Origin of the sequence: Thermoanaerobaculum aquaticum (assembly GCF_000687145.1) — a bacterium.
Lineage (GTDB): Bacteria > Acidobacteriota > Thermoanaerobaculia > Thermoanaerobaculales > Thermoanaerobaculaceae > Thermoanaerobaculum > Thermoanaerobaculum aquaticum.
Genome location: NZ_JMFG01000020.1, coordinates 58,423 through 85,000, shown reverse-complemented (window position 1 = coordinate 85,000; position 26,578 = coordinate 58,423). Strand labels below are relative to the sequence as shown.

The window sequence follows — 26,578 nt, the reverse complement described above, 5'->3', positions numbered from 1 at the left end:
AGCTCCCGGGCCACCTGGTTGGCCAGCGGCAGGTAGGAGGGCACCCGGGGGGCTCCCTGTACCGGCCGCGAGCCCAAGGTGGCCCTGCCCAGCTTCCACAGCGGGTGTTTCAGCACCAGGCGGGTTTCCGAAGGTTCGTTTTGCATGGCCAGCAACACCACCGAGGAGGCCGCTTTTCCCCAGGGCTTGGTCACCCGCAAAAAGCGCCAGGGGTGCCTCACCACCTGCCCAAACCAGCGCAACCCCCGGGGAACCCCTGGCCCCCCGTCGGTGAGGAGCGTGCCTAACAGCAGCAGGACATCGTTTCCGGGTGCAAAACGCACCGGCTCCATGGTGGTGTATTCGTCCATTTGGACGACCGAGCCGATGGCCACGCCTTGCCAGAGGTCCTGGCGGCTGCGGGAGGTCACCCCGAGGAGGGCCTCGTTGTTGGTGCGCACCCGGAAGCCCAGCCGCGGTGAGAGTGCCGGTAAGAGCCGCTGTTCCTTGCACTGCAAAAGGAGCTTGACGGTTCCCAGCACCCCCGCCGCCAAAATCACCCGTTCCGCCGCTACCACCCCACTGACACCGGAGAAACCCGGCCGTCGCCAGCGCACAAGGTAGCCCTGGCCGGCCGGCTCAATGGCCACCACCTCGCATTCCGCCTGGATCTGAGCACCGAGCTTTTGCGCCAAGAAGAGGTAATTTCGGTCCAGGGTGTTCTTGGCCCCCACCCGACAGCCGGTCATGCACCCACCGCAAAAGGTGCACCCCACCCGCGACGGGCCCTCGCCGCCAAAGTAAGGATCGGGGACCTCCACCCCCGGCTCGCCAAAGAAAACTCCAACCCTCGTAGGGGCAAAGGTATGCTCCCGCCCCCGACGCGCTGCCGCGCGCCGCAGGGCCTCATCGGCGGCACCCAAGCGGGGATTTACCGCAGCCCCCAGCATGCGCAACACGCTGGGGTAATGCCTTAGGATTTCGCGGAAGCGCTCCCGCAGTGGACCCCAACCTGGATCCTCCCAGACCTTTGCCGCCGGCTCCATGAGCGTGTTGGCGTAAACCAGCGAGCCTCCCCCCACCCCTACGCCGTGCAACACCAACACATCCCGCAGCAGCTTGAGCCCCCAGATGCCGCGAAAGCCTAAGGCGGGGAGCCAAAAGGCGCGGGGGAGGTTCCAGTTGTACCTGGGGAAATCCTCGGGGTTCCAGCGCCGGCCCTTTTCCAGCACCAGCACCCGGTAGCCCTTCTCTGCCAAGCGCAGGGCGGCCACCGAGCCGCCAAAACCCGAGCCCACAATCACCACGTCCACGCGTGGGGCATCCATGGCCGTACTCTAGCGCATGCTACCCTCGTTCTCACGGCAGCAGTGGCCGGAAGAGTACGCTTTCGGACGCGCACGGTTGGGGTAACGTAAAACCGTGAGGAGGCGTCCATGAAATCCTTTGGTCCCCACCTTGGCCTAACCGTGCTTTTGCTGCTGTTGGTTCCCCAGGTTACTGGCGTTCGTGCCCAGGCTCCGGAAAAGGCCCAACCGGTTTTCGTGGTGAACCAGCCCGAAACCGTAAGGGTGGAAGGGGAAGTGCGGCTGGCCGGCCCCATTGAAGGGGAGGTTTCCATTCGCGGACCCATCCCCCAGGGCAAAGCCATCACCATTGGCGAAGTGGAGGTGCCGCCGGTGCAAAAAACCGATGTGACGCGCCTGGTGCGCGCCGGCACCGTGGACACCGAGGGCTTTGCCGCCATGGTGGTTTCCCTGGCCGGCATGCAGCGCTCGGCTCCTACCAAAGCTGGCGATGTGGGCGTCGTTCTCCTCCCCGCCGAGGAGCTGCCCACCCGCGCTTGGGAAGAACAGGGGCAGCTGCTCTTTGCCGTGGAAAGCCATGCGCTCTCCAGCCCAGGCTCACCGCCCTACTTTGCTTCCCAGCCCCTGCGCGCCACCGTGGCCTTTCCCCGCTACCGGGTGCTGCTTTACAACGCTTCGGACCGCACGGTGGCGGTGACCGTGTACGTTTACCTCACCAACTAGTTCCGGCCCTTCCGAAGCGGTGGCCCCCCAGCAGCAGGTAAACTACGCGCGGAGGGTGGGCATGCACGTGATTCTTTTCTGGGCTTTCCTTCTGGTCATTCTCCCGCTGGCCATTGCGTGGTGGTTGGGCAACCGCCAGCAACGTGGCTCGTAAGCGGTCCCCTAAACACCCCCCAAGGATTACTCCTCCCGCAGGGCTTCCACGGGGTCCACCTGGGCGGCCCGGCGGGCGGGCAAAACCCCAGCGGCCAGGCCCACCCCCAAACTGGAGCCCAGCCCCGCCAACACCGCCCAGGATGGGGTGGCAAAGGGAAAGCCGGGAATGGCCGTGCGCAGCACCGCGCCCAGGAGCGTACTGGCCGCAAGCCCCGCAAGCCCTCCGGCCACCGCCACCAGCGCGGATTCCAGCAGGAAAAGCGTGGCCAGCGTCCGCTGCTCCACCCCCAAAGCCCGCAAAAGCCCAATTTCCGCCGTGCGTTCATGCACGGCAATCCACATGATGGTGAGGATGCCAATGGCGCCCACCAACAGCGAAATGCCGGCAATCCCGGAAACCGCCACGGTCACGATGTCCATGACCCGGCCCAGGGTGTCCAGCATTTCGTTCTGGGTGGTCACCGTGAAGTCCTCCTCCCCCCGGTGGCGAGCGGCAAGCAGCTTCTTGATACCTTCCACCACGGCGGGAATGGCTTCCGCCGACACCGCCGAGACGTCAATTTCCGTGAGCTCGGAAGCCCGAAACAGGGCCATGGCGGAAGCTACCGGCACGTAGCAGGCATCGTCCAAATCAAAGCCCAAAAACCGCCCCTTGGGCTCCATGATCCCCACCACCAGAAAAGGCCGGCCGCCGATGCGCACCCGCTCCCCCAAGGGCGAGCCGGTGCCAAAAAGCTCCCGGGCCAGCTTCGGGCCCAGCACCGCCACCGCCGCTTGTCGGTGTGTTTCAATCACAGGCAGGTAGCTCCCCTGCGCCACGTGGAAGCGCCACACTTGCGTAGCTTCCGGACCGGTGCCGTAAACGTACACGCTGCGCCCCCGGTTTTTCGCCTCCACCCGCGCTTGCCCCATCACCACCGGCGTGAGCTTCTCCACCCCGGGAACCCGGCGAAGGGCTTCCGCGTCCTCCAGGGTGAGCTTTTGCACCCCTCCCCCAAAAACGCCGGGAAGCCCAAAGGTCTTGACCTTTCCCGGGTTGACGGCAATGAGGTTGGTGCCAAACTGGGTGAACTGGCCGAGGATGAAGCGGCGGGTTCCCTCCCCCAGCGAGGTCAGGGCGGTAACCGCCAGCACCCCCACCGCTACCCCCAGGGCGGAAAGCGAGGTCCGCAGGGGGTGAGCTAGAAGTGCCTGCCAGGCAAAGCGCAGGAGGTTGCCGAAGTTCACCTACCTCCCTCCCGAAAGGGCCAGCACCGGGTCAACCCGCGCCGCCCGGGCGGCCGGCCAGAGGCCAAAAAGCGCACCAACGCTCAAGGCCACCGCAAGCGCCGTGGCAAAGGCCCAGGGCGGGGTGGTGGCGGGAAAGCTCGGGTAAAAGCCCACAAAAACCCACACGCTGGCGCTCCCCAAACCCAAACCCAGGGCCCCGCCCACCGTCGCCAGAATCAAGGCCTCGGCCAGGAACACCATCAAAACCTGGTGGTTGGTGACCCCCACGGCCTTCAGCAGGCCAATTTCCCGCCGCCGCTCGGTGACGGCCACCAGCATCACGTTCATGATGCCGATGCCGGCCACCAAAAGCGAAACCGCGGCAATCCCCGACAGTGCCCAGGTGAGCGCCCGCAGGATTGAGGAAAACGCCTCCACCAGCGCTTCCTGGCTCACCACCGTGACGTCCTCGGCCCTGTGGCGCCGGTAAAGCTCCTCCTCCACCCGCTTTCGCACCGTGTTCATCTCCCGGTGGTCGTGGCACTCCACCAAGATGCGGAAAAGCGAGGTGCGGTTAAAGATGCGCATGGCGGTGCGCACGGGGATGAACACCAGCTCGTCGAAGTCAAAGCCCAGGCCGCGCCCGCGGGGGGCCAGGACCCCCACCACCCGAAAGCGGTAAGGCCCCACCCGCACGGTTTTCCCCAAAGGGCTCTGGCTGCCGAAAAGCTCCCGGGCAACCTTAAAGCCCAGCACGATTTCGAAGCCGCCGGCATGGGGGTCCCGGGACGGCAGGAAGCTCCCGTGGGAAACCACCAGCCGCCGAACGACCACAAAATCGGCGGTGGTACCCAAAACCGGGACCGAGCGGGAAAGGTCACCGAAGCGCACGGTTTCCGCGCCAGAAGCAAGCGGTGCTGCTTTTTTTACCCCGGCCACCCGGGCCACAGCTTGAAAGTCGTCCAGGGTGAGGTCCCGCAGCACCCCTCCGTAGGGAGCGGCGCCTGAGGTTTCCACCTTGCCCGGCAGCACGATCAAGAGGTTGGAGCCCAAAGCCGCAAACTCCTGCACCACGTACCGCCGGGCACCCTCCCCCAGGGCGGTGAGCGCCACTACGGCCCCAATGCCCACAGCAATGCCCAGCACCGTGAGGGCCGTGCGCAAGCGGTGGCCGCGCAGGGCCCCCAGGGCAAAGGCCAGAAGGTCCTGCAAGCTCATGGCCTTTCTTCGCCCACCACCTGACCGTCAGCCATCCGCAAGACCCTGCCGGCATACGCGGCAATGGCGGGATCGTGGGTAACCAGCACCACCGTGAGCCCTTCCCGGTTGAGCCCGGAGATGAGCTCCATGATTTCCCGAGCGGAGGCTCGATCCAGGTTGCCGGTGGGTTCGTCGGCCAAAAGCAACTTGGGGCGCATGACCACCGCCCGGGCCAGGGCCACCCGCTGGCGCTCCCCTCCGGAAAGCTGGTCGGGGCGATGGGAGGCCCGGTGGGCCAGACCCACAGCTGCCAGCGCCGCTTCCGCCCGCTCCCGCCGCTCGCTGCGGGGAAACCCGGCAAACAGCATGGGCAGCTCTACGTTTCCCAAGGCCGTCAGGCGCGGTAACAGATGAAAAAACTGAAACACAAAGCCAATGGTATGCCGCCGTAAAAGCGTGCGCTCGGAATCCGAAAGCTCCCCCACATCGCGCTCCTGCAACAGGTAGCGCCCGCCGGTGGGCCTATCCAAAAGCCCAAGGATGTGCAAAAGCGTGGACTTTCCTGAACCCGAAGGCCCCATCAGCGCGGTGAAGCTCCCCTGGGGAATGGTGAGCGAAACCCCAGCCAAAGCCCGTACTTCGGCCTCACCCAAGCGGTACACCCGGGTGACGTTTTCCAGACGGATCATGGCCGGCCCACCGCCCGCACGCCGGGCTTGATTTCCGGGCGATCTCTGGAAACCACCACCTCTTCGCCCTCGGCCAGCCCCGAAAGCACCTCGGTGTACTGCCAGTTGGCCAGGCCTGTGGTCACCGGCCGCTCCACAAGCCTTCCACCTTCCAGCACCAACACCTTTTTCCCTTCGCCTACCGCCGAAGTGGGGATGCGCAGAGCGTTTTCCTTGCGGGAAACCACAATTTCCACATCAGCGGAAGCGCCCGGCAAAACACCAGAAAGGTCCTGCCCGGCGTTAAACTCCACCTCCACATCGGCGGTGCGGTTTTGCTCGGCCAGGTCGAGGATGTACGGGGCAAGCTTGGTTACCTTCCCCCAGAAGGTGACGCCCGGCCTGGGGTCCACGCTCACCCGCACCTCCTGCCCCACCGCCACCCGCGCCACATCCAGCTCATCAATGGGGGCCACCACGTACAGCGAGGCCGGGTCCAAAAGGTCAATCACCGGCGGGATGGGAACCCCTGGGGGTGCCGGCGTGATCCACTCACCCACTTCCGTGGAAAGCTCGGCAATCACCCCGGAAAAAGGAGCCAAAAGCTCGGTAAGGGCCAGCTGCGCTTGGGCCACATGAACTTGCGCTTCCGCTTGTTCCACCAGGGCTTGCGCCGCCACGCAGGAAGCCCGGAGCTGGTCCCGGCGGGAGGCTAGAAGGTCCAGGTTTTGCGCGCTCACCACCCCTTCCGACGCCAGCGCCTGGCCGCGGGCCCATTCCCGCTGGGCCAGCTCCGCCGCCTCGCAGGCTTCCTGGGCCCGAAACCGCGCCGCCTTCAGCTCTTTTTCCGCAAGCTGCAGCTGCGCCTGCTGCACCCGGTCGTCCAGCTTCAGCAACAGCTCGCCGGCCTTGACCCACTCCCCTTCGCGGTGGGGCACGGCCACCACCCTCCCCCCGGTTTGCGGGGAAAGCTTGGAGCGCCACCGGGCCTTTACCGTTCCCGCCCGGGTGTTGGCCACGATTTCCTCCACCACACCGCGGCTGACCCTGGCCACATCCACAACCACCGGCGGCGAGTTATGCAGAAAAACCCAAGCCGCCGCCCCTCCCACTGCCGCTACCAGCACGAACCCCCAAACCTTGCCTCGCATGCGCTCATCTTACGCGGAAAAGGCAAATTGTTGCCGGGATGAAAGCGGGGAGCAGCTAAAAGGACCGCGCTTTACCGTGCCGGGCTTTACGTTTTCACACCAAAAGGCTTACATTGTCACCGCCATGAAAGACCAGAAAGCCCCAGAGGTGAGCTTGGAGCTGTCCGAGGCCGAGCAACGCTTTGATTTTTGGCGGAAAAACCTGGGGATGATCCTCGGCCCGCTGCTTTTTCTCCTTATCCTCGCCTTCACCCCGGACGGCCTGGGCCCCGGCCAAAGGCGGACGTTGGCGGTGGTGGTTTGGATCCTGGTGTGGTGGGTCACGGAAGCCGTGCCCTTACCGGTGAGTGCGCTTTTGGGTCCTGCCCTGTTGGTTTTGCTGGGGGTGGACACCCCGGCTGCCCTTTTTGCCCCCTTTGCCGACCCGGTGATTTTCCTCTTTTTGGGCAGCTTCGTCCTGGCGGAAGCCACGGTGGTTTCCGGTTTGGACCGGCGTTTGGCCCTGAGCGTGCTGACCCTCCGGGGGGTCACCGCTTCCCCCACCCGGGTGGTAGGGGTGGTTGGCATTCTCACCGCAGGGCTTTCCATGTGGCTTTCCAACACCGCCACCGCCGCCATGATTTACCCGTTGGCCCTGGCCATAGCTCGCTCTCTGGAGGGGAAAGCCCGCAGCCGATCGCCCTTTGCCCTGGCGCTTCTGCTCACCACCGCCTACGCCGCTTCCATTGGCGGCATCGCCACGCCGGTGGGGACCCCGCCCAACCTCATTGCCATGGGCCAGCTTTCCCAGCTTGCCGGGATGCACTTGAGCTTTTTCCAGTGGATGGCGCTGGGAGTCCCGGTTTCTGCGCTGATGCTGGCCTTTTGCGTTTTTCACCTGGGGAGGAAAGCGGGCAAAGGCCAAATCCTGGCTACGACTGGCCTGCGGGAGGAGCTCAGCAAGCTGGGACCGCTTTCCCCCCGCGAACGCAACGTGCTTTTTGCCTTTCTGCTCGCGGTTTTCTTTTGGCTTTTACCGGGAGCGCTGGGCATTTTCCTCGGCGAAAGCCACCCCTGGGCGCAGCAGGCCACCCGCATGCTCCCCGAAGGGGTGGTGGCGGTGCTGGCCGCCTGCCTGCTGTTCGTGCTGCCGGTGCGTCTTTCAAAGCTGGAGTTCACCCTCACCTGGCGGCAAGCGGTGGACATTGACTGGGGCACGCTTTTGCTTTTTGGCGGCGGGCTTTCCCTGGGAACCCAGCTCTTCAAGCAGGGCCTCGCCGCCGCGGCGGGAAAGGCGCTGGTGGGGTGGACGGGGGCTTCCAGCACCTTAAGCCTCGCCTACCTTTTTGCCTTTGTGGCGCTGGTGCTCACCGAAACCACCTCCAACACCGCTGCCGCCACTGTGGTTTGTCCTTTGGCCATTGCCGCAGCAGAAGCGGCCGGGGTGAGTCCGGTTCCGCCTACGGTGGCTGCAGCGGTGGCAGCAAGCCTGGCCTTCATGCTGCCGGTTTCCACCCCACCCAACGCCATCGTGTACGGCTCCGGCTTGATTCGGGTGACGCACATGCTCCGCCACGGCACGATCCTTGATCTCTTGGGGCTTCTCACCATTCCGCCGCTGGTGGTCTTGCTTTGCAGCGCTTTGGGTCTTTCGTAGGTTCGCTACACTAAGCTCATGACCACTCGCCTCTGGCTTGCTGTGGCGCTTCTGAGCGTGGCTTCCACCCTGTGGGCTCAGGACATGGTGCTTATGGATGTTCCTCAGGGCTGGGTTGGTTGCAGCCCACAAGATGCTAGCTGCCTGGCCGATGAAAAACCCGGTGGATGGGTCAAACTCAAGCCCTTTTGGATGGACACCCACGAGGTCACGGTGGGCGCCTATCGGGCTTTTGTGGCGGCTACCGGCCGGACACTTCCCCCGCAACCGGCTGGCAGCAGCGAAAAATCACCGGTGGTGAACGTCACCCATCGGGACGCCGCTGCCTTTTGCGCGTGGTTGGGAAAGCGCCTCCCCTCGGAAGCCGAATGGGAAGTGGCCGCCCGCGGCAGCTACCCCCAGGCCATCTACCCCAGCGGCGGGAGCGCGGACCACGACAGCGCTAACTTCGCCGGTCTCGGCGGCAAAGACCGCTTTTCCGGCCTGGCCCCGGTGGGCTCTTTCCCGCCCAACACCCTGGGGCTTTTCGATATGGCCGGCAACGTGTGGGAGTGGGTGGCGGACGGCTACACCCCGGCCCCTCCCCAGGGGCAAGCACCAGCTACCGGCGGCAAGCTCAAGATCACCAAAGGCGGCGGTTGGAACAGCCCACCCCTTTCCCTGCGCATTTCCAACCGCGGGCGCTTGCCTGAGGACACCGCTTCCGACGCCGTAGGTTTCCGCTGCGCCCGGGATGCTCAAGCGGAAGAGCTCACCGTCAAAACCCCAGCCCCTCCCCCGGTAACCGAACCCGCACCCACACCGGCCACCGCAGCCGTGCCTTCGCCAGCCGCCGAAGCTCCCAGCGTGCCCCCACCCACTCCCAGCCCGCCGCAACCTGCTCCGCCAACCACCACACTCGCAGCCCTTCAAGAAAAGACCCTCACCCAGGTGCCGCTCACGGTAGTTCACCTCCCGGGGGGAAGCTTTGAACGGGGCTGTGTGAAGGGCGATAGCTGGTGCTCCGCCGACGAGCAACCTCGCCGGATCATCGTTCTTTCCCCCTTTTGGATTGGCAAAACCGAGGTAACCGTGGCGCAGTTCCGCGCTTTTGCCGAAGCCACCGGTACCGCCATGCCCGAGCAGCCCTCCTGGTCCGGGGATGACTACCCCGTGGTCAACGTCACCTGGGATGAAGCCCAGGCCTTTTGCCGCTGGCTTTCGGGCCGCCTCCCCACGGAAGCGGAGTGGGAGTACGCGGCGAGGGGCGGGACAAGCGGCACCCGCTACCCCCGGGGCAGCGAGATCACCCGGGACGAAGCCAACTACGACGGCGTGGGGGGGCGGGACCAGTTTGCCAAGGCCGCTCCCGTCGGTTCTTTCCCGGCCAACGGCTTTGGCCTTTACGACATGCTCGGCAACGTCTGGGAGTGGTGTCTCGATTGGTACCAGGAGGACTACTACGCCCAGAGCCCCGACCGCGACCCCCAGGGTCCCGAGCAGGGGCAAAAAAAGGTGGTGCGGGGGGGCTCCTTTACTTCTGATCCCGGACGTTTGCGCCTTTCTTACCGCTCCAGCCTAAAGCCTTCCGAGCGCTGGCTTTTCACCGGATTTCGCTGTGTGATTCCCCAACGCCCCTAATGCGGACCGGCGCTTGTGCCCTTTTTGGAGCGCTTTACCGTGACCACCTCCAGTTTGGGGGGGTTAATCGCGTGGCGCACCTTGCCCAAAAAGATGTTGAGCCAGTGGTCCCGGGAAAGCGAGCGAATGACCGGCGGTCGCCGCCAACCCAACGTGGCCCGCAGCTGCAAAAGCCGAGGGTAGGTGCCATCCACGTCCAAGCCACGGCTTATGGCTTCCACCGCTTTCCTTCGAAAACCCGCGGCAACGTAAAGCTGGGCTAGGTTGGCGTAGTGCTCCACCCGCGCCGGCTCGGTGGTCAACGCGGACTGGCAAAACTCAATGGCCTGCTTGAACTTGTGCGTGTGCATGCCGAGCGCCAGGGCGTAGTACGAAAGAACCAGAGCGGGAATCTTCTCCCCCCGCTGGCGATAGCCGTCCAGGGCTTCCCCAAGCACCTCGTAGGCTTCCTCCCAATCCCGCTGCTGTACCGCAAAAATCCCCTGCCGCAAGAGGGATTTCAGTTGGTCGCTGGTGGGTAAAGCTTGCTGGTTCATAACCGTGATGTTAGGCCCCGAGCGTTAATCCGGCAAGAGGACACAAACGGAAAGGATTGGACGGCCCTTAGAGCCGGGAGCCACTTATATCGGATTCGCTTCCGCTGTGGTGCCCTGCGGGAAGCCCGGGGTGAAACTGCAATCACACCAAGCTCAAGAACTCCTCCAGGTCAACACGCGCCTGTTTAAGGATATGCGCCAGTGTCGAGCGCTTAACCGGATGGTGCGCCGGAACCGTAATCTTCAGGAGTTCGCCTTGGACTCGTTTTTGCAAGCGGATATGGCTTCCCCGCTGGCGAACCACGACCCAACCAGCCTTCTGCAGGGCACGGATAATGCGCTGGTAGGGCAAGCTGGGCAGTTTGCTCACACTTCAATTTCCTGCACCAAAGCCGCCTCTTCCATGACCAAATCGTCATCCACCGGCTCGAGGTAAAGCTCGATGGCTTCGCGAATGTTCCTCAAAGCCTCTTCCACCGTCTCCCCTTCACTGATGCACCCGGGCAAGGAAGGGACGTACACCGTGTAGCCACCCTCCTCGCTGGCTTCAAGGACCACCTTCACCCGCATAGCCTGTTCCCCTCGGCGCCTATCATCCCACAAGCCGTGAAGCGAACAAAGTCCATCCACCGAACCCGGAACGCTCTTTTAAGTCTGACCACCTCCGGGGCCAGAGCACCTCTGGTTTGTGCGAAGGTGCAAAGCCTCCAGCGCTTGCGCCTCTCCTGAGGCCGGGGTAAAGTGCTAGGTTCGAGGTGGGTATGCCTGGGGTTGTGGATAAGGTCATCGAGCTTTTCTTGGGCTCCAAACACGAGCGTGAGATGAAGCGGCTGGCGCCTCTCGTGGCGGCCATTAACGCCCGCGAGCCGGAGGTTCAAAAGCAAAGCGACGAGCAGCTGAAGGCGCGAATTGCTGCTATCCGCCAGGAAATCCAAAACGCCATTCATCCGCTCCCGGAAAACGCCATTGAGCGCCGAAAGCACGTGCAGGCGGTTTTGGACCAGTATCTGGTGGAGGTCTTTGCCATCGTCCGGGAGGCGGCCCGCCGCACCTTGAACATGCGGCACTTTGACGTCCAGCTCATCGGCGGCATCGTGCTCCACGAAGGCAAGATTGCCGAAATGAAGACCGGTGAAGGTAAGACCCTGGTGGCCACCCTGCCGGTGGTCCTCAACGCCCTCAGCGGCCGCGGCGTGCATGTGGTTACGGTCAACGATTACCTGGCCCGCCGAGACGCCGAGTGGATGGGCACCATCTACAAGTTCCTGGGGCTCACTGTCGGCTGCATTCAAAACCAAATGGGTGACGCTGAGCGGCAGGAAGCCTACCGGGCCGACATCACCTACGGCACCAACAACGAGTTCGGCTTCGACTACCTGCGGGACAACATGAAGTTTGAGCTGGAGGCCATGGTCCAGCGCGGCCACGTGTACGCCATCGTGGACGAGGTGGACTCCATCCTCATTGACGAAGCCCGCACCCCGCTCATCATTTCCGGTCCCTCCGAGCTTTCCGTGGATCTTTACTACCAGGTGGACCGCATCATCCCCAAGCTGGTGCGCGGCGAAGAAATCCGCGACAAGTACGGCAACAAGTCCACCACCGGCGATTACGTGGTGGACGAAAAAGCCCACACCGCCACCCTCACCGAAGAGGGCGTGGCCAAGTGCGAAAAGCTCCTGGGCGTTTCCAACCTTTACGACCCCAACAACATCGACATCCTCCATGCGGTGCAGCAAGCCCTTCGCGCCCACACCCTTTACCAGCGGGATCGGGATTACATCGTCAAGGACGGCCAGGTCATCATCGTGGACGAGTTCACCGGCCGCCTCATGCCGGGGCGCCGCTGGTCCGATGGTTTGCACCAAGCGGTGGAGGCCAAGGAAGGGGTCAAGATCGAGGCGGAAAACCAGACCCTGGCCACCATCACCCTGCAGAATTACTTCCGCATGTACGAGAAGCTGGCCGGCATGACCGGTACAGCGGAAACCGAAGCGGAGGAGTTTGCCCACATTTACGGCTTGGACGTGGTGGTGATCCCCACCAACAAGCCCATGATTCGAAAAGACCACCCCGACGTCATTTACCGCACGGAAAAGGAAAAGTGGAAGGCGGTGGTCAACCAGATCGTGGAGCTGCACCAGAAGGGGCAGCCGGTGCTGGTAGGCACGGTGTCCATTGAAAAATCCGAGAAGCTTTCGGAAATGCTCAAGCGCCGCGGCATCCCCCACGTGGTTTTGAACGCCAAGTACCACGAACGGGAAGCGCAAATTGTGGCGCAAGCCGGCCGCTACAAAGCGGTCACCATTGCCACCAACATGGCCGGCCGCGGCACCGACATCATCCTCGGCGGCAACCCCGAGGGGCTGGCCAAGGCTGAGGCGGATCCGCAAAAGGATCCGGAAGGTTACGCCAAAGCCCTGGAGAAGTACCGCAAGCTCTGCGCCGAGGAACGGGAAAAGGTACTGGCCGCCGGCGGCTTGTTCATCCTCGGCACCGAACGCCACGAGGCGCGGCGAATTGACAACCAGCTGCGGGGCCGCTCCGGCCGCCAGGGGGACCCCGGCGAATCGCGCTTCATCCTCTCTCTCGAAGACGACCTCATGCGCATTTTTGCATCGGACTCTCTGCGGGAGTGGATGCGCCGGCTGGGGATGGAAGAGGACGTGCCCATCGAGTCGCGCATGGTCACCCGCTCCATCGAACGAGCGCAAAAGCAAGTGGAAGGCCGAAACTTCGAAATCCGTAAGCACCTCTTGCAGTACGACGACGTCATGAACCGCCAGCGGGAAGCGGTGTACAGCTTGCGGCGACGCATCCTTGAGGGCAAAGAGGGGCGGGACTGGGTGCTGCGGGCCGCCCATGACATCGTGGGTTCGCTGGTGGACACCTACTGCCCCGAGGACAAAGAGCCCGAGGAGTGGGACCGCGCCGGCCTGGAACACGAGCTGGAAAACTTCTTCGGCCTTAACCTGGCCGCCACCGACATCTCCTGGGAAACCGTCACCCGCGCCCAGCTGGAAGAAGCCATCAACGCGGCGGTGGAAGCCCGTTTCGAACAACGGGAAAAAACCATCGGTGCCGAAGCCTTTGCGCAACTTACCCGCTACATCATGCTCTCGGTGCTGGACTCGCAATGGAAGGACCACCTCCTGGCCTTAGACCACCTCAAAGAAGGCATTGGCATGCGGGCTTACGGCCAGCGGGATCCGCTGGTGGAGTACAAGCGCGAGTCCTTCGAGCTGTTCCAGGACATGATGGAGCGGGTGGAAGACCAGGTGGTGCAGTACCTGTTCCGGGTGGAGCTGGTGGAGCGGGTCCCCGAGCGGCGGCGGGTCACCCCGATCCGCGCTACCAAGGAGGAAGCCTCCGCCCTGGCCGGCGAGCGGCCGGAAGCCCAGCACTCCCCCACCTCCGGCCCACCCACCACCGTGCGCCGCACCGTGCCCAAAGTGGGCCGCAACGACCCCTGCCCTTGTGGCTCCGGCAAGAAGTACAAAAAATGCCACGGCGCCACCACCGGAGTTGCCGGGTCCTGAGCCGTTCTCAGAGCCGCGTTCACGTTACTTCGCCTTCCGCCTCGCCTCTCAGCCTGGGAGCTGCGAGGTGTTTTGCATTTCCTTGCTGGCCGAACCCCCACGCAACCCTCAGGGGTGCCGCTTTGTAGCTACTCAGCGCACTGTTTTGAGGATCACAAAGCCACCAACAGGACGAAACTGAAAGACAGCTCAAGGTCGAGAAGCCCTCTGCAACAAACCATGGCGAGTAGGGCAGATGCAGCTAGTGGCTTTGGCCCCGCCCTTCCAAGGCCAGGCGCAATTCCCGCGCCAGCGTAGGCATGTCGAAGGGCTTCTGCAGGAAGCGTATCTCCCCAGCGCTGATCCCACGCCGAACCGCTTCGTCCTCGGCATAGCCCGACATCATGAGGACCTCGAGGTTTGGCCAGCGCTGCCGCAGCTCGCGGGCCATCGTCGGTCCGTCAATGCCAGGCAGCAAGAGATCCGTGAGCAGAAGATGAAAAGGTGCCTCGGGGGGTAGCTGAAGCGCTTCTTCCCCACTCGCTACCGCCACTACCTCGTAACCGAGCGCCAGTAAGATCTGCTGAAGGGCCGTGCGCGCGCCCTCCTCGTCTTCTACTAGCAGCACCCTTTCGCCTTGCCCCTGGGGAAGCTGAGCCGGTTCCCCTCGAGTGGAGGCGCGGGGACCCGAAACCTCCTCCCGTTGGCGCGGCAACAGAACCCGGAAAACGCTTCCCCGCCCCACTTCGGAGGTTACCTCGATGCGACCGCCGTGGCCGGTTACGATGCCGTGAACCACCGACAGCCCAAGACCCGTGCCCTTCTCCCGCGGCTTGGTGGTGAAGAAAGGCTCAAAGATGCGGTCGCGGATATCCTCAGGAATTCCAGTGCCGGAGTCTTCCACCTCCAGCCAAACCCAATCCCCAGGGTCGCCCCCCGTGCGAATCGCCAGGCGTCCCCCCGTGGGCATGGCATCGCAAGCGTTGACCACCAGGTTCATCAGCACCTGCTCCAGCTGGCCACGGTCGGCTTTAACGACCAACGGCTCGGCAGCAAGCTCCACATCAGTGGCGATGTTTTCCCGCACCAGGCGCCGCAGGATGCGCATGGCCGTCTGCACCACCTCGTTGAGGTCAAGAAGCTCCCATTGCGTTGGCTGCTGGCGGGAAAAAATCAGCAGCTGACGGGTAAGCGCCGCCCCCCGTTGCGCCTGCTCAGCAATGTCGCGGGCCAGCTCCCGCACCCGCTGGGGGTCATTGGCCGCCCCTTCCACAAGGTGCACCTGGCTGAGCAACGCCTGCAGGATGTTGTTGAAGTCATGGGCCACCGCCCCCGCCAGGCGGCCAATAGCCTCCATTTTCTGGGCTTGCCGTAGCTGCTCTTCCACCCGTCGCAACTCGGAAATGTCGATCATGTAGCCGTGGAGCTGCACCAGCTCACCGGCCTCGTCAAAGGTACCAATGATGTGTTCCAGCACCCGAACGGTTTGGCCGTCCCTCCTTCGCAGCTCCATCTCGTGAAACTCCAGCCGGCGCTCAGCGCGAAGGCGCGCTAGCATTTCCGCTCGGTCCTCGGGCTTCAGGTAAATCGAGACGAGGTCGGTGTTGAGCGCTTCCTCCACCGAACTGAAGCCGAGGATTCGCGCGTAAGCTTCGTTGCAGGCCAAAAGCTTGCCGTCGGGGCGGGAAACGAAGTTCCCGGTCAGCGCCTCGTTGAACAGACGACGGTACCGCTCCTCGCTGACCCGCAGGGCAGACTCGCGCTCCTCAAGGGCTTCCGCCATGGTGTCAAAAGCCTTGGCCAGTTGACTAAGCTCACCGGGTCCATAGGAAATCCCTGTGCGCGCAGTGAGATCCCCCTCGGCCAACCGGCGGGAAGCGTTCGTTAAAGCTCGAATTCGGCGAAGCAAGAAGTAGTCGCTCCCCACCCAGGCCACACCAAAAGCGGCCAGGGCCAGCAGCGACAACAACCGCAAATCTCGCCACAGGGCGCGGTCAATATCGGCGAAGAGAACCTCTCGGGGAATGCCCAACACCACGTACATTTCCCCACCGTTGAAGGTGGTGCGCACCGGGGCGAAAGCGAATACCCCACGCCACCCCCCACTGCCGCGGGTTTCCACCACTCCATTCGCATTGCGGTGAAGTGCTCGTAGCACCTCCGGGAACGGCAGCTCTTTCCCGATAGCTCCTTCGTTTTCCGGCCAGCAGGCAATGACCCGGCCATCGCGGTCGAGCTTCCAAAGTGTGGAGCCGGCCGGGAGCCTGGCAAAGGTTTGCCACTCCCGTTGCTGCAGCCAGCTCACATTCAAGGTGGCATATATCACCGCGGCTTTCTCCCCACCGTCTACAGGGATAGGCAGAGCCATGGAGACCTTATAGGCCCCGGCTTTCCGACCCCAGCGGAGCTGGCCTAGGGCAAGGTCCCCCCTGGCGAGAGCCTGATCCACAAGCTCGCGGTCCTTCACCGGTCGCGGAAGGTCAGGGGCGTTCGCGCTACAAACCAAAAGCCCATCAGCGGTAATTACCCCCAAGTCGCGATATCGGTTGTGCTGCGCTTGAATACGGGCCATAAGCCGCCTGCAGGCCTCCCAATCCCGGTGGCGGATCTCTTGACTCTCGGCCAGTGCCCGCAACAGCTCTCGGGTTTGGCCAATCAGTTGTTCTTCCTCGAGCGCCGAAAGCCGAGCCAATCCCATAGCGTCGCGGCGCAGGAAATCTCGCTCGTTCTGCCGGGCCAGTACAGCCGTTCGCCAAATCAGAAACAGTGAGGGCAAGACTGCCAAAACCACCAACAAAACCACGCGGGTTCGCAGGGAAAACCACCCGCTCACCCGCACGTTGGGTATGGACTTGGCCATTGAGCCGTCAGCGGAAGGGTTTTTGGTTGATCTGGTCACGCCTAGCCCCCCGACAGCCAAGAAACACTACCCGCCCAGTTTACTGCTTCCTTGCCCTAACGGCTACCAGCGGAGGTGTGTTGCTTGCAGCATTTAATGGCCGACGATTCCGAAAGGCCTGGAGCCAGGCTATCTCGCGGTCTTTTTAAAGGATTTGGACATCAAGTCAGCTGGATTCAAAAATGAGATGACCCCCAGCGAGAAATTGCGGGGCCTGCGCCCTGTCCCGGGTCGTTTGTGCTGCAAACCACCCAAGGCCAGGCGCCTGCTTTCACTGAGGCCAAAACACGCGGGTAGCTGCCACCCTTGCGGCCAATGATGAGCTAGTCGCCTCTTGCAGCAGGTGAGGTGGAAAACGCGTGAGGAACAAGACCAGAGCGCTGGCTAGGGCCCCATGAGAACCCACAACCCCCGGAGAAAACTCCACAAATTGACCGACAAAAGGCACCGTGAGATCGCCGAGACCCCACTTCTCTTCCGCCGCTAGCACATAGCTGGTTGGCGTACCCATTTTTCCGAATCAAAGGCGAATGCAGGGGCTCTGGTGCCCAAGAGGCTAACCCAGTGCCCGCCGGTCTTGTCGCCGGTAGTAGCCCCTATTTCGCCTAAGGTAAGCCTCTATTTGGCCAAGGCCAGGGTTACCCGGCTGGTGTCGCCTACGGCCTTGGCGACCATGCGCACGTGGTCCACCTTCCGGCCGGAAACGTCCAAAAGCCGGTAGGTCCCGGGCTTGACCACCTTTTCGTTGAAGTCCACCACCTGCGCTTCGCCGTTTTCAAAAACCACCTCGGCAAAGTTCACCTTCACCGCTGCCCCGTGCACCGAGAAAAGCAGCTCTCGACCCCGGCCGTCCACCCCCAGGGTGAATTCCGTCCAGCCTTCCCGGCGAGTGAGGGTTTCCGCGTCTTCCCAAATCACAAGCTCGGGGCGGTAGGCCACCACCGTGGCCCCAAACACCAGCGGGGGCAAGAAAGCCCGCACCGTCACGTGCACGCTCACCCGGGGGGGATGGACCACCACATGGGGCAACGGCCTGGCAATGGGAAACCCCGGGTGCACCACTACCACTTTGCGTGGGGGTCTGGCCTCAGCGGCCACCGCCAGCATCAAGGCGAGTCCTGTTACCGTCAAAAGCTTGGGTTTCATTGAGGTCATAAGCGCCTCCCTTCGCTTTTCTATACGTGCCACAAGTTTAGCGGAAGACAAGTGCTGCTCTCAGAACGTGATGCCGGTCACCAGGAAAGACCTCCCCGGTGTCCAGGCAGGTAAGCTCGCCCAGAGCGATACCTCCGGGCTCTAACGCCAAAAATCCCTGTCAAGCAGCTTGGCAACGGGAGAGAGTTTCCGTAAGCTCACCGCATGGTGGGGAAGTACCGCAGGGTATGGCGCTCGTACGGGAAGCGCCCAGGGGTGGCCGCCCTGGGCTTTTCCGCTGCGGTAGCTTCCGCGTTGGTGTCCATGATTGCCCCGTCTTTGGTGCGCCGGGCGGTGGACGTCCTCGCTGCCGGCGGGGACCCTCGCCGGGCCCTGCCATTTGCCCTGGGGATCGTGGGCGTGGCCGCGGTTTCCGGCTTTTTGCTTTTTGCCCAGCGCATGCTTTTGGTGGGGATTTCCCGGCATTTGGAGCACGAGCTGCGCACCGAAGCTTTTGCCCACCTTTTGCGGCTGCCGGCAAGCTTTTTCAGCTCCCAGCGGGTGGGAGATTTGCTTACGAGGCTTTCCAGCGACGTGCAAGCGGTGCGCATGGCCATGGGCCCGGCGTTGATGTACGTGGCCTCCACCACCACCATCTTGGTTTCGGCGGTGGTGTTGATGCTGCGCATTGACGTGACGCTGACGCTGGCCAGCCTCAGCATGGCGCCGGCCGTAGCCCTCACCGCCAAGTTTTTCGGCTCGCGAATTTACCGCCGCTGGAACGTAGCCCAGGAGGAGCTTTCGCGGTTTACCGCCCGGCTGCAGGAGCACCTGGTGGGGTTGCGGGTGCTTCGGGCCTTCGCCTGCGAGGAGCAAGAAAAGAAAACGTTAGGTGAGCTCAACCTGGCTTACTTCCGAGCCTCCCTCCGGCTGGTCAACGTGCAGGCGCTGTTCTTCCCGCTGCTGCAGTTTCTCATCGGCGTGGGGTTTGTGGTGGTTTTGGGCTACGGAGGCTACAAAGTGGTGGCCCGAAGCTTGAGCCTTGGCCAGTTTGTGGAGTTCAACCTGTACCTGGCTCGCCTCATTTGGCCCATGATTGCCGTGGGGTGGGTGGCCAACCTCTGGCAGCGGGGGGCTGCCTCCATGGCCAGGATCGAGGAGCTCTTCAGCCAAACCCCGGAGCTGCCGGCGCTTCCCGGGCCCCGACCGGCCAAACCCGCACCGTCCAAAGCCCTCAGCGTGGCCTTTACGGGGGTGCGCTTTAGCTACCCGGGTGCTCCAGGTCCCGCCCTGCGGGGCGTTACCCTCACGGTACCCGCCGGCCGCAGGGTGGCGATTTTGGGTGAGGTGGGGAGCGGCAAGAGCACGCTGCTTTCCCTGGTACCGCGCCTGCTCACCCCCCCTCCGGGGACGGTGTTTGTGGACGGGCGGGACGTTTTGCAGTGGGACCTGGAGGAGCTGCGGGGAACGGTGGTGATGGTGCCGCAAACGGCGTTTCTCTTTTCCGCCACGCTGCGGGAAAACATCTGTATGGGCAAGCCCGAGGCCAGCGACCAGGAGGTGTGGGAGGTGGTGGCCAGGGCCGGCCTTGAACCCGATGTGGCCAACCTCCCCCAGGGGTTGCAAACCGTGGTGGGGGAAAGGGGCGTGACCCTTTCCGGTGGTCAACGGCAACGGGTGGCCTTAGCCCGCGCTTTGCTCCTCCAGCCGGCAGTGCTGCTTTTGGACGACTGCCTTTCGGCGGTGGACCGCAGTACCGAAGCCAAGATTTTGGGGGAGCTCCCCCGCACCACGTTGCTCTTTGCCACCCACCGCGTGTCGGTGGCCAAAACCGCAGACTGGGTGGTGATTTTGGAAAGAGGTGAGGTGGCGGAGGAAGGCACACCCTCGCAGCTGGCGGCGGCCGGGGGTCGCTGGGCCCAGCTTCTGGCCCTGGAGGAGCTGGAGGAAGAAACCATGGAGGCCAGGGGGTGACCTTTCAGCTGGTGCCGGTTCTGGTGCGGCCGCGCTATCCGGGCAACGTGGGCTCGGTGCTGCGGGCAGCGGCAAACTTTGGGGCAAAGCGCCTGATCGTGGTGGCTCCCCAGTGCGACCTCGCCGATGTGGAGCTGGTGCGCATGGCCATGGGGGCGGAAAAGGCCGTGGCTTTGCAGGAAAGCCCCACGCTGGCCCAGGCCGTAGCTGCTTTTCCCGTGGCCGTGGGCTTTACCTCCCTGCGGGAGCGGGACCCCCGGGGGGTCGTTTCGCTCTGGGATTTGCCCGAGCTGCTTTCCGGCCAGGCCCCGGAGGTGGCTCTGGTGTTTGGGCCGGAGCGCGGGGGGTTGAGCCGCCAGGAGCTGGCCCTGTGCTCGCATTTGGCCACCATCCCCACCAACCCCGACTTCCCGGTGATGAACCTGGCGCAAGCGGCAGCGGTGGTGTTGGCCGTGCTTTCCCGGGAAAGCTACCGGCCACCGCAGCCCCGCCTGGCCGAGGACCTGCCGGCCAGCCGCGAGGATGTGGAAAAAGCCCTCGCCCACCTGGAAGAGGTGCTTTTGGCCAGCAAGTTTCTGGACCCCAACAACCCCCGCAGGGTTTTCGATCAAATCCGCCGGGTTGTGGGCCGGGGGCTGCCCTCGGGTCGGGAGGTCAAGATCCTCCACGCGCTGGCAGCGCACATTGCGTTCCTGGCCGGTCGCGCCTTTGGGGAAAGGGAAAAAAGCGTGTAGCTCACATTTGCGAACGGGGTGGTGAGGGGAGGTTTTCCTCCCCCAACAGGTCCACCTGGGGGTCGCGCCCCACCAGCCGGCGAAAGCGGTCAGCAAAGCCCTCCACCGCTCCCGCCGTTTCGTCCAGCTCGATGCGCTCGATCCGGTGGGCCGGGAAAAACACGGTGGTGGCACCCAAACGAGCTTGCGGCAAGGTGCGGGCCCCGGGGGCGCACTGTAGCAGGAAGTCCTCAAAGGCCTCCAGCGGCAGCCCACGCAAAACCACCCCCGAAGCGGAAAGCGAAAGCAAAACCCCCCAGAACTTCTCCCGGGGGGAGGCCAGGGAAACCACCACCAGCGAGCCCTCATGCATGGTCATCCTGCCAAAGCTCCAAAAGCACACCCCCTGTGCTCTTGGGGTGGATAAAGCATACCCGAGAGCCCCCGGCACCCACCCGCGGGGTTTCGTCCAAGAGCAACAGGCCTGCAGCCCGGGCTTGCGCCATAGCCTGCGCCACATCGTCCACCACAAAGCACAGGTGATGGACACCGGGGCCGCGCTTTTCCAGGAACCTGGCCACCGGTGAGCTGGCGCCGGTGGGCTCCAACAGCTCGATATGGGTGTCCCCTACGGGGATGAACGCCACCCGCACCTGCTCGCCTTCCACCGTTTCCACCTTTTCCACCGAAAGCCCCAGGGCGCGGTAAGCACCCGCAGCTTCGTCGAGGTTGTGCACCGCAATTCCCACGTGGTGTAAGCCGCAAATCACCGCTTCCCCCACTGGCATTGTAGGAGCTTTTCCGCCACCGTGAGAGGGTCTTCCCGCCCCTCGGCCACCGCCGCCACCGCCTGTTGCCAGGTCTCAGTCTGCACTTTTATTTCACGCACCAAAAGGTCCGCGAGGATAGCGGAAAGCCTCCTCTCCGCCCGCTGCCGGGAAAGCTCCCGGTGTTGCCCGCGGGCCGCCAAAAAACGCTGGTGCTCCTCCAAAGCCGTCACCAGCGCCTCCACACCTTCGCCGGTGGTGGCGGCTACCGGCAGCACCGGCGGCCGCCAGAGGTCAGCTTCCGGCGGGGGCAGGAGGGTTTCCAGCATGCGGGCCAAATCCATGGCCCCCGGCCGGTCCTTCTTGTTGACCACAAAAACGTGGGCAATTTCCATCACGCCGGCTTTGGTCAGCTGCACATCGTCCCCCAGCCCGGGAACCTGCAACAGCACCACGGTGTCCACCACCGTTGCCACATCCACCTCGTCCTGCCCCACCCCCACGGTTTCCACCAGCACCCAGGAAAACGGCGCGGCCCGCAGCACCTCCAGGAAATCGGCGCAAGCGGCCGCCAGGCCTCCCAGAGCGCCCCGGGTGGCCAGCGAGCGCACAAAGCCACCGGCAGCCACCAGCCGGGGCATGCGCAGGCGGTCCCCCAGGAGCGCTCCGCCGGAAAAGGGGCTGGAAGGGTCCACGGCCAGCACCGCCACCCGCTCCCCCCGCGCCTGCAAGCGCAGCCCCACCTGCTCGATGAGGGTGCTCTTGCCCGCCCCCGGGGGCCCGGTGAAGCCCACGGTGGGAAGCCAGCCCTGGCGCCGGGGCAAAAGGCGGAGCAGCTGCCGCCCGGCCTCATGGCCGTTTTCCACCCAGCTTAAGGCGCGGCCCAGAGCCCTGGGGGAGCCGGCCACCACCCCGCGCAGGACCGCCTCAAGCTCCGCCACCGGCAATGAGCTCCTTGGAGATGATGAGCCTTTGAATTTCGCTGGTCCCCTCGCCAATGGTGCAGAGCTTGGCGTCCCGCCACAGCTTTTCCACCGGGTAGTCGCGGGTGTAGCCGTAGCCCCCGTGAATTTGAATGGCTTCCTCGGCAGCTTTCACCGCCACTTCTGAAGCAAAGAGCTTGGCCTCGCTGGCCCAGCGACCGCAGGGCAATCCCTGGTCTTTCAGCTCGGCAGCTTTTTGAGTTAAAAGCCGGGCCGCATCCAGCTGGGTGGCCATGTCGGCCAGCTTAAAGCGGATCGCCTCAAACGCTGTCAGCGGCAAGTTGAACTGCTTGCGGGTCTTGGCGTAGGCCACGGCGGCTTCCAGGGCCCCGCGGGCGATGCCCACCCCCAGGGCGGCAATGCCCACCCTGCCCCCTTCCAGCACCGCCATGGCCTGGCTGTAGCCTTCCCCTTCGGCGCCAATGAGCGCTTCCTCACCCACGAAGCAATCCTCCAGAATGAGGGAAGCGGTGTCGGAGGTGCGCATGCCCAGCTTGTCTTCCTTTTTGCCCCGCACCACACCCGGGCTGCCCAGGGGCACGATGAAGGCGGAAACCCCCGCCGGGCCGGGAACGTCTTTGGAGCGGGCCATGACCACCGCCACTTCCGCCACGGAAGCGTGGGTGGTAAAGGCCTTGGACCCGGAAAGCAGCCATCCCCCCTCCACCTTCCGCGCCCGCGTCCGCAGGGAAGCCGCATCGGAGCCCGATTCCGGCTCGGTAAGGGCCCAGGCCCCCATGGTCTTGCCGGTGGCCAAGCGGGGAAGCCACTTTTCCTTTTGCGCCTCGCTGCCATAGGCCAGGATGTGGCCGGTGCAGAGGGAGTTGTGAGCGGCCACCGAAAGGGCAATGCCGGGCTCCACCGCCGCCAGCTCCTCAATGGCGGCAATGGCGTGACGGTAGGTAAGGCCGGCCCCACCGTACTTTTCCGGAACCATGATGCCCAAAAGCCCCATTTCCCCTAGCTTGGCAAACACCTCCTGCGGGAAAAACGAAGTTTCGTCCCACTTCCGGACGTGCGGGGCAATTTCCCGGCGGGCAAAATCCCGCACCAGCTCGCGCAGCTCTTCCACCGAAACGCTTAGCTCTCCTTGGCTCATGATCCCCCCTCCTGCGCCGGAGCATTCCAGCGAACCACCGAGGTACCCGGGTAATAGTGCGCCAAAATGCGCCGGTAAGTGAAGCCCCCCAGGCTCAAGCCGTAAGCACCGTTTTGACACAAGCCCACGCCGTGCCCCCAGCCCTTGCCAAAAAAGCGAAACCGTGCCTCACCGCTGGCCTCAGCACGCGCCACCACAAACCACGTGGAAGGCAACGCCAAAAGCCTCCGTAGCTCGACCCCGGAAAGCGTCTTTTTGCCTGCAGAAGCGGTGATTTCTACCGTGGCAACCCGTCCCGAAACGGTGCGTTGGGTCACCTCCAGCTTTTGCACGTCGCTCACCGCCAGCCTGGACGCAAGCTTGCCCGCTTCCCATTCGCGGATCCAACCCCGGAAGGACGAGCGGGCATCGGCGGTGCTGCTGGCTTCCACCTCCACCACCGGGCATGCGCTTTTCGTGCACCAGAGCCAGCCTCGGCTGCCGGCCAGGGCCTCCCCCGCACCCACCCAAAGCTTGCCCTCCCCCCGCCAGAGCACCGCCAGGCCCGCCACTGGCACCTCCTCGCTCATCCCCACCTGCCGGAAACGGGGGCCGGCTTCCCCCCCAACCACCACCCCTTCCCGCACCTGCACCGCCCCGGAAAGCTGGGCGAGCTGCAGCGCCGTGGCCCAGGGGTCGCCCCCCGCGTTGTCGGGGAGCAGCCGGAAGTGCCACAAAAGCTCCAGCGCACCCCGCGGGGACCCAAAAAGCGGACGGAAATCCGGCAAGCCAAAGGCTTCCTCCAGGGTGCGCCCGGGCTTTTGCCCTAAGGCGGAAGCAAGCTCCAGGGGCGTGCGGGCGGCCTTTTCGCCGACCAGGTGGCGAGCCAAAAACGCAAACCTTTCCCGTGGGTCCAATGGCCGGCTTGGCCAGCCGCTGCCCAACGGCACCACTTCGCCAGCGCAGCGAACCCCCGGGAGGTACGGGGCTTTTTCACCGGGGAAAACCTCTTCGGCCGCTTCGGTATGCCCACCGCAGGTGGAATGGAAGTAGGCCCGCACCACCTTCCCGCCGTACGCCAAAACCTCACCCCGGGTTTCGGTCACCGCCTGCGAGGCCAGCGCTTCTTCGCCATCTGCGCCCAGGTAAACCTGGCAGTGCTCCTGGTCGCAAAGGTCAAAGCCCTGGGAAGCGTGGGCCCCCAGTTGCGCCAGGGCGTAACTGCGGGCAGCCACCGCTTGCGCTTTCAGGGCCTCCAGGTTGGGGAAGTTCCTGGGCCCCATTTCCCCCGGCACCACCCCCAGGAGGTAGTCCTCTAGGGCCACGATGTTGACCACCAAAGGGCCCAGCTGGTCCGGCAAGCAACGGAAGCTGCCGCGGTAGCGCCGGCCCCCCACCACCACGGGAACGGGGTCCAGAGGCTCCACCGTCACCTCCTGCCCCCGCACGCTGCCCCCTTCCCCGCCCAGCACCTCAACGCTCCCGGGCCGGCGGGGATAGGGGATCACGGGAAAACCGGCGTCCTGAAGCTTGACCTTAAGGTTTTGGTACGAAAGGCCTGGAGGGACCGGCACCAAAACCCGGTACCTTTCTGCGTCCGGGAAAAGCTCGGCTGCAAAGCCCAGAGATGAAAGGCGAGAGAGCAACGCCTGGGCGTTTTCTTTGCTGGCAAAAACCCCAACCTGCGCGGCCAGCTCCGGAGGCTCGTTGCGCACGGTCAAAGGTCCCCGCAGGGTTTCCCGGGTGGAACCGGCGCTCACCAGAAACCGGCGCCCCAGCTCGGGAAACTGCGGCACTGCCGTGACCGTAAGCCCCACCCGCAGGCTTGGAACTTCCCCGCTCTCGCCAAACGCTGCCGCCGAAAGCCCCACCGCCAGGGCTACTGTTGCCAGAACATCGCGGGACCCCACGCTTCCCCCTAACGGCGCTGCCGCGCCATGTGCTCCCGAAAGTCGTCACCGTAAAGCCGCACTTCCTCGCACATCTCGAAAAGCCGGGAACGCACGGGGACCGATAGGCGATCGGCAAGGGTTTCCTCCCCCCGCTCGCGGTTGGCGGTGTCGGTGTAGTTAGTGGTGCAGAGGGTCAAGCGCTTGTGCATGTAGCGGGTGTTCAGCACGTAGTACAAAACGTCCATGACCCACGGCGTGGGGCGGGTCGCCCCCAGCTCGTCCAGCACCAAAAGCTCGGCGTTCAACACCGGCTCCAAGATATCGGCGCGGGTGGGCCCCGAGCCGTCAAAGGACATCTGCAGCTGCACCACCAGCTCGGAAAAGCTCACGAACAAACCGCGAATGCGGTGCCGGCGGACGAGCTCCGAAAGCGCCGCCACCGCCAGATGGGTCTTGCCGGTGCCGCACCTCCCCATGAACAGCAGGCCCTTTTGCACCAGGGGAAACGCCTCCACAAACTCCTGAGTGCGGCGCTTGGCCTGACCCAGAGTGGGATCGTTGGGGTTCCAGAGCTTGAAGTTTTCCAGGGTGCAGTGGCGGAAGCGCTCGGGAATTTGCGCCTCCCGCAGGGCCAGCTCCACCCCCCGGCGCTCCCGGCACCCGCAGGGAACCCCCACCCGTCGCCCGTTCCTCTCCTCCACGCGCCAGCCCGTGCCGTCGCACAGCTCGCAAAGTTCTTCCACCTGTCGGCTCACGGGGGGATTCTAGCGCGCTACCATGACCCCCATGGAGGCTGGCCCTCTTCTTGCCTGGTTTTCCCAGCACCAGCGTTCGTTCCCCTGGCGCACGCCCTTCCCCCGGGATCCGTACGTGGTTCTTGTTTCCGAGGTGATGCTGCAGCAAACCCAGGCTTCACGGGTGGCCGAGCTCCTCCCGCGGTTTTTGCAGCGCTTTCCGAACCTCCAGGCCCTCGCCCGTGCGGGCGAAGAGGAGGTGGTGGCCGCCTTTGCCGGGCTGGGCTACTACCGTCGTGCCCGCCTCCTGCACCGGCTGGCCCAGCAGGTGGCAGCCAGCGGTTGGCCGCAAAAACCTGAGGAGCTGGCCAAGCTTCCCGGGCTTGGGCGATACACCGCAGCGGCTTTAGCTGCCTTTGCCTTTGGCGCCCTGGAGCCACCGGTGGATGGCAACCTCTGCCGCATTGCGGCGCGGGTTTTTGCCCTGGAGCTGGCCCACGGAAGCCCCGCGCTTGTGGCCAGGGCCGAGGAGTTGGCGAGAAAGCTGGTGGCGGAGCACCCTACGCCGGAGGTTTTCGAAGCGCTCATGGAGCTGGGGGCCACCCTCTGCACGCCCCGCGAGCCCCGCTGCCGGGCCTGTCCTCTGGCCCCCCACTGTGCCGGCTACCAGAGCGGCCGGCCCGCAGCGTTCCCCTTCCCCA

22 protein-coding genes and 1 pseudogene (1 of these 23 cut by a window edge) are annotated in these 26,578 nt (G+C 64.3%); 7 read left to right on the top strand and 16 right to left on the bottom strand.

Translation table 11 applies throughout. From position 1 onward, the window contains the following. Window positions 1-1,307: the 5' portion of a GMC oxidoreductase gene (locus EG19_RS07720; protein ID WP_081800031.1), read on the bottom strand. It extends 268 nt beyond the left edge of the window; 1,307 of the gene's 1,575 nt are visible here — the first part of the coding sequence; the start codon lies at window positions 1,305-1,307; its stop codon lies beyond the left edge, outside the window. Between the two features lie 108 nt (window positions 1,308-1,415). Between EG19_RS07720 and EG19_RS07715 the strand changes: the two genes are divergently transcribed. Continuing rightward, complete coding sequence (locus EG19_RS07715) at window positions 1,416-2,009, top strand: hypothetical protein (RefSeq protein WP_038049345.1); 594 nt, start codon at window positions 1,416-1,418, stop codon at window positions 2,007-2,009. A gap of 180 nt (window positions 2,010-2,189) precedes the next feature. On the opposite strand, the gene EG19_RS07710 is transcribed toward EG19_RS07715, so the two are convergent. The 4 genes from EG19_RS07710 to EG19_RS07695 are packed head-to-tail and all read right to left on the bottom strand — an operon-like array spanning window position 2,190 to window position 6,393. After that, window positions 2,190-3,392, bottom strand: a complete 1,203-nt coding sequence (locus EG19_RS07710) for an ABC transporter permease (protein WP_038049342.1) — start codon at window positions 3,390-3,392, stop codon at window positions 2,190-2,192. Further along, entirely contained in the window at window positions 3,393-4,592 is a 1,200-nt protein-coding gene (locus EG19_RS07705; protein ID WP_038049339.1) for an ABC transporter permease, read from the bottom strand. Next, complete coding sequence (locus tag EG19_RS07700) at window positions 4,589-5,263, bottom strand: ABC transporter ATP-binding protein (RefSeq protein ID WP_038049337.1); 675 nt, start codon at window positions 5,261-5,263, stop codon at window positions 4,589-4,591. Before EG19_RS07700 ends, EG19_RS07705 begins: the two co-directional genes overlap by 4 nt. Next, window positions 5,260-6,393, bottom strand: coding sequence for an efflux RND transporter periplasmic adaptor subunit (locus tag EG19_RS07695; RefSeq protein ID WP_038049335.1), 1,134 nt, complete (start codon window positions 6,391-6,393; stop codon window positions 5,260-5,262). The genes EG19_RS07700 and EG19_RS07695 overlap by 4 nt, the downstream gene beginning before the upstream one ends. Before the next feature lie 124 nt (window positions 6,394-6,517). Here EG19_RS07695 and EG19_RS07690 point away from each other — a divergent pair, with 124 nt between their 5' ends. Both EG19_RS07690 and EG19_RS12675 read left to right on the top strand, forming a co-directional pair. Beyond that, a complete protein-coding gene (locus EG19_RS07690; protein WP_038049619.1) occupies window positions 6,518-8,029 on the top strand; it encodes an SLC13 family permease in 1,512 nt (503 codons plus the stop codon). Between the two features lie 18 nt (window positions 8,030-8,047). Further along, window positions 8,048-9,649, top strand: coding sequence for an SUMF1/EgtB/PvdO family nonheme iron enzyme (locus EG19_RS12675; RefSeq protein WP_053335073.1), 1,602 nt, complete (start codon window positions 8,048-8,050; stop codon window positions 9,647-9,649). On the opposite strand, the gene EG19_RS07680 is transcribed toward EG19_RS12675, so the two are convergent. The 3 genes from EG19_RS07680 to EG19_RS07670 all read right to left on the bottom strand — a co-directional run bounded on the left by EG19_RS07680 (window position 9,646) and on the right by EG19_RS07670 (window position 10,755). Further along, the gene (locus tag EG19_RS07680; RefSeq protein ID WP_038049332.1) at window positions 9,646-10,185 is read right to left on the bottom strand and encodes a tetratricopeptide repeat protein; all 540 of its coding nucleotides are present in this window, start codon (window positions 10,183-10,185) and stop codon (window positions 9,646-9,648) included. The two genes, EG19_RS12675 and EG19_RS07680, sit on opposite strands and share 4 nt — an antisense overlap. Before the next feature lie 142 nt (window positions 10,186-10,327). Next, window positions 10,328-10,555: a type II toxin-antitoxin system HicA family toxin gene (locus EG19_RS07675; protein ID WP_038049330.1), complete on the bottom strand. Its 228-nt coding sequence runs from the start codon at window positions 10,553-10,555 to the stop codon at window positions 10,328-10,330. Further along, entirely contained in the window at window positions 10,552-10,755 is a 204-nt protein-coding gene (locus EG19_RS07670; protein WP_038049328.1) for a type II toxin-antitoxin system HicB family antitoxin, read from the bottom strand. The genes EG19_RS07675 and EG19_RS07670 overlap by 4 nt, the downstream gene beginning before the upstream one ends. A 191-nt stretch (window positions 10,756-10,946) precedes the next feature. On the opposite strand from EG19_RS07670, the gene secA reads away from it, so the two are divergent. After that, on the top strand, window positions 10,947-13,724 hold the full coding sequence (gene secA / locus EG19_RS07665; protein WP_053335072.1) for a preprotein translocase subunit SecA: 2,778 nt from the start codon (window positions 10,947-10,949) through the stop codon (window positions 13,722-13,724). A gap of 241 nt (window positions 13,725-13,965) precedes the next feature. Here secA and EG19_RS12670 read toward each other — a convergent pair whose 3' ends face one another. Together EG19_RS12670 and EG19_RS07655 are read right to left on the bottom strand one after the other, a co-directional pair. Then, window positions 13,966-16,602: an ATP-binding protein gene (locus EG19_RS12670; protein ID WP_152543982.1), complete on the bottom strand. Its 2,637-nt coding sequence runs from the start codon at window positions 16,600-16,602 to the stop codon at window positions 13,966-13,968. A 618-nt stretch (window positions 16,603-17,220) separates the two neighbouring features. Continuing rightward, on the bottom strand, window positions 17,221-17,757 hold the full coding sequence (locus tag EG19_RS07655; RefSeq protein ID WP_038049326.1) for a hypothetical protein: 537 nt from the start codon (window positions 17,755-17,757) through the stop codon (window positions 17,221-17,223). A 204-nt stretch (window positions 17,758-17,961) separates the two neighbouring features. On the opposite strand from EG19_RS07655, the gene EG19_RS07650 reads away from it, so the two are divergent. Both EG19_RS07650 and EG19_RS07645 read left to right on the top strand, forming a co-directional pair. Further along, entirely contained in the window at window positions 17,962-19,710 is a 1,749-nt protein-coding gene (locus tag EG19_RS07650; protein ID WP_038049324.1) for an ABC transporter ATP-binding protein, read from the top strand. Then, complete coding sequence (locus EG19_RS07645; protein ID WP_038049322.1) at window positions 19,707-20,444, top strand: RNA methyltransferase; 738 nt, start codon at window positions 19,707-19,709, stop codon at window positions 20,442-20,444. The genes EG19_RS07650 and EG19_RS07645 overlap by 4 nt, the downstream gene beginning before the upstream one ends. A 1-nt stretch (window position 20,445) precedes the next feature. On the opposite strand, the gene EG19_RS07640 is transcribed toward EG19_RS07645, so the two are convergent. From EG19_RS07640 to EG19_RS07615, 6 genes are read right to left on the bottom strand one after another with little or no spacing between them, the layout of a single operon-like run. Beyond that, the gene (locus tag EG19_RS07640) at window positions 20,446-20,802 is read right to left on the bottom strand and encodes a hypothetical protein (protein ID WP_152543981.1); all 357 of its coding nucleotides are present in this window, start codon (window positions 20,800-20,802) and stop codon (window positions 20,446-20,448) included. After that, on the bottom strand, window positions 20,789-21,205 hold the full coding sequence (gene mce / locus EG19_RS07635; RefSeq protein WP_200867131.1) for a methylmalonyl-CoA epimerase: 417 nt from the start codon (window positions 21,203-21,205) through the stop codon (window positions 20,789-20,791). Before mce ends, EG19_RS07640 begins: the two co-directional genes overlap by 14 nt. Beyond that, window positions 21,190-22,131, bottom strand: a complete 942-nt coding sequence (meaB, locus tag EG19_RS07630; RefSeq protein WP_038049318.1) for a methylmalonyl Co-A mutase-associated GTPase MeaB — start codon at window positions 22,129-22,131, stop codon at window positions 21,190-21,192. The genes mce and meaB overlap by 16 nt, the downstream gene beginning before the upstream one ends. Beyond that, window positions 22,118-23,272 (bottom strand): acyl-CoA dehydrogenase family protein, encoded by a 1,155-nt coding sequence (locus EG19_RS07625; protein ID WP_038049316.1) that lies wholly within the window; start codon window positions 23,270-23,272, stop codon window positions 22,118-22,120. Before EG19_RS07625 ends, meaB begins: the two co-directional genes overlap by 14 nt. Further along, window positions 23,269-25,161, bottom strand: a complete 1,893-nt coding sequence (locus EG19_RS12665; protein ID WP_053335069.1) for a SpoIID/LytB domain-containing protein — start codon at window positions 25,159-25,161, stop codon at window positions 23,269-23,271. Before EG19_RS12665 ends, EG19_RS07625 begins: the two co-directional genes overlap by 4 nt. Window positions 25,162-25,169: 8 nt before the next feature. Further along, on the bottom strand, window positions 25,170-25,898 hold the full coding sequence (locus EG19_RS07615) for an ATP-binding protein (RefSeq protein WP_152543980.1): 729 nt from the start codon (window positions 25,896-25,898) through the stop codon (window positions 25,170-25,172). Window positions 25,899-25,920: 22 nt separating this feature from the next. On the opposite strand from EG19_RS07615, the pseudogene EG19_RS14450 reads away from it, so the two are divergent. Next, window positions 25,921-26,578 (top strand): annotated as a pseudogene (locus tag EG19_RS14450) (A/G-specific adenine glycosylase); the annotation flags it as partial.

Bases quoted from the DNA above. Each gene is read 5' to 3' on its own strand.
- EG19_RS07640 (WP_152543981.1), bottom strand. From the start codon at position 20,802: ATGACCATGCATGAGGGCTCGCTGGTGGTGGTTTCCCTGGCCTCCCCC.
- EG19_RS07695 (WP_038049335.1), bottom strand. From the start codon at position 6,393: ATGCGAGGCAAGGTTTGGGGGTTCGTGCTGGTAGCGGCAGTGGGAGGG.
- EG19_RS07700 (WP_038049337.1), bottom strand. From the start codon at position 5,263: ATGATCCGTCTGGAAAACGTCACCCGGGTGTACCGCTTGGGTGAGGCC.
- EG19_RS12675 (WP_053335073.1), top strand. From the start codon at position 8,048: ATGACCACTCGCCTCTGGCTTGCTGTGGCGCTTCTGAGCGTGGCTTCC.
- EG19_RS07655 (WP_038049326.1), bottom strand. From the start codon at position 17,757: ATGACCTCAATGAAACCCAAGCTTTTGACGGTAACAGGACTCGCCTTG.
- secA (WP_053335072.1), top strand. From the start codon at position 10,947: ATGCCTGGGGTTGTGGATAAGGTCATCGAGCTTTTCTTGGGCTCCAAA.
- EG19_RS07715 (WP_038049345.1), top strand. From the start codon at position 1,416: ATGAAATCCTTTGGTCCCCACCTTGGCCTAACCGTGCTTTTGCTGCTG.
- EG19_RS07650 (WP_038049324.1), top strand. From the start codon at position 17,962: ATGGTGGGGAAGTACCGCAGGGTATGGCGCTCGTACGGGAAGCGCCCA.
- EG19_RS07690 (WP_038049619.1), top strand. From the start codon at position 6,518: ATGAAAGACCAGAAAGCCCCAGAGGTGAGCTTGGAGCTGTCCGAGGCC.
- EG19_RS07680 (WP_038049332.1), bottom strand. From the start codon at position 10,185: ATGAACCAGCAAGCTTTACCCACCAGCGACCAACTGAAATCCCTCTTG.
- EG19_RS07705 (WP_038049339.1), bottom strand. From the start codon at position 4,592: ATGAGCTTGCAGGACCTTCTGGCCTTTGCCCTGGGGGCCCTGCGCGGC.
- EG19_RS07625 (WP_038049316.1), bottom strand. From the start codon at position 23,272: ATGAGCCAAGGAGAGCTAAGCGTTTCGGTGGAAGAGCTGCGCGAGCTG.
- EG19_RS07670 (WP_038049328.1), bottom strand. From the start codon at position 10,755: ATGCGGGTGAAGGTGGTCCTTGAAGCCAGCGAGGAGGGTGGCTACACG.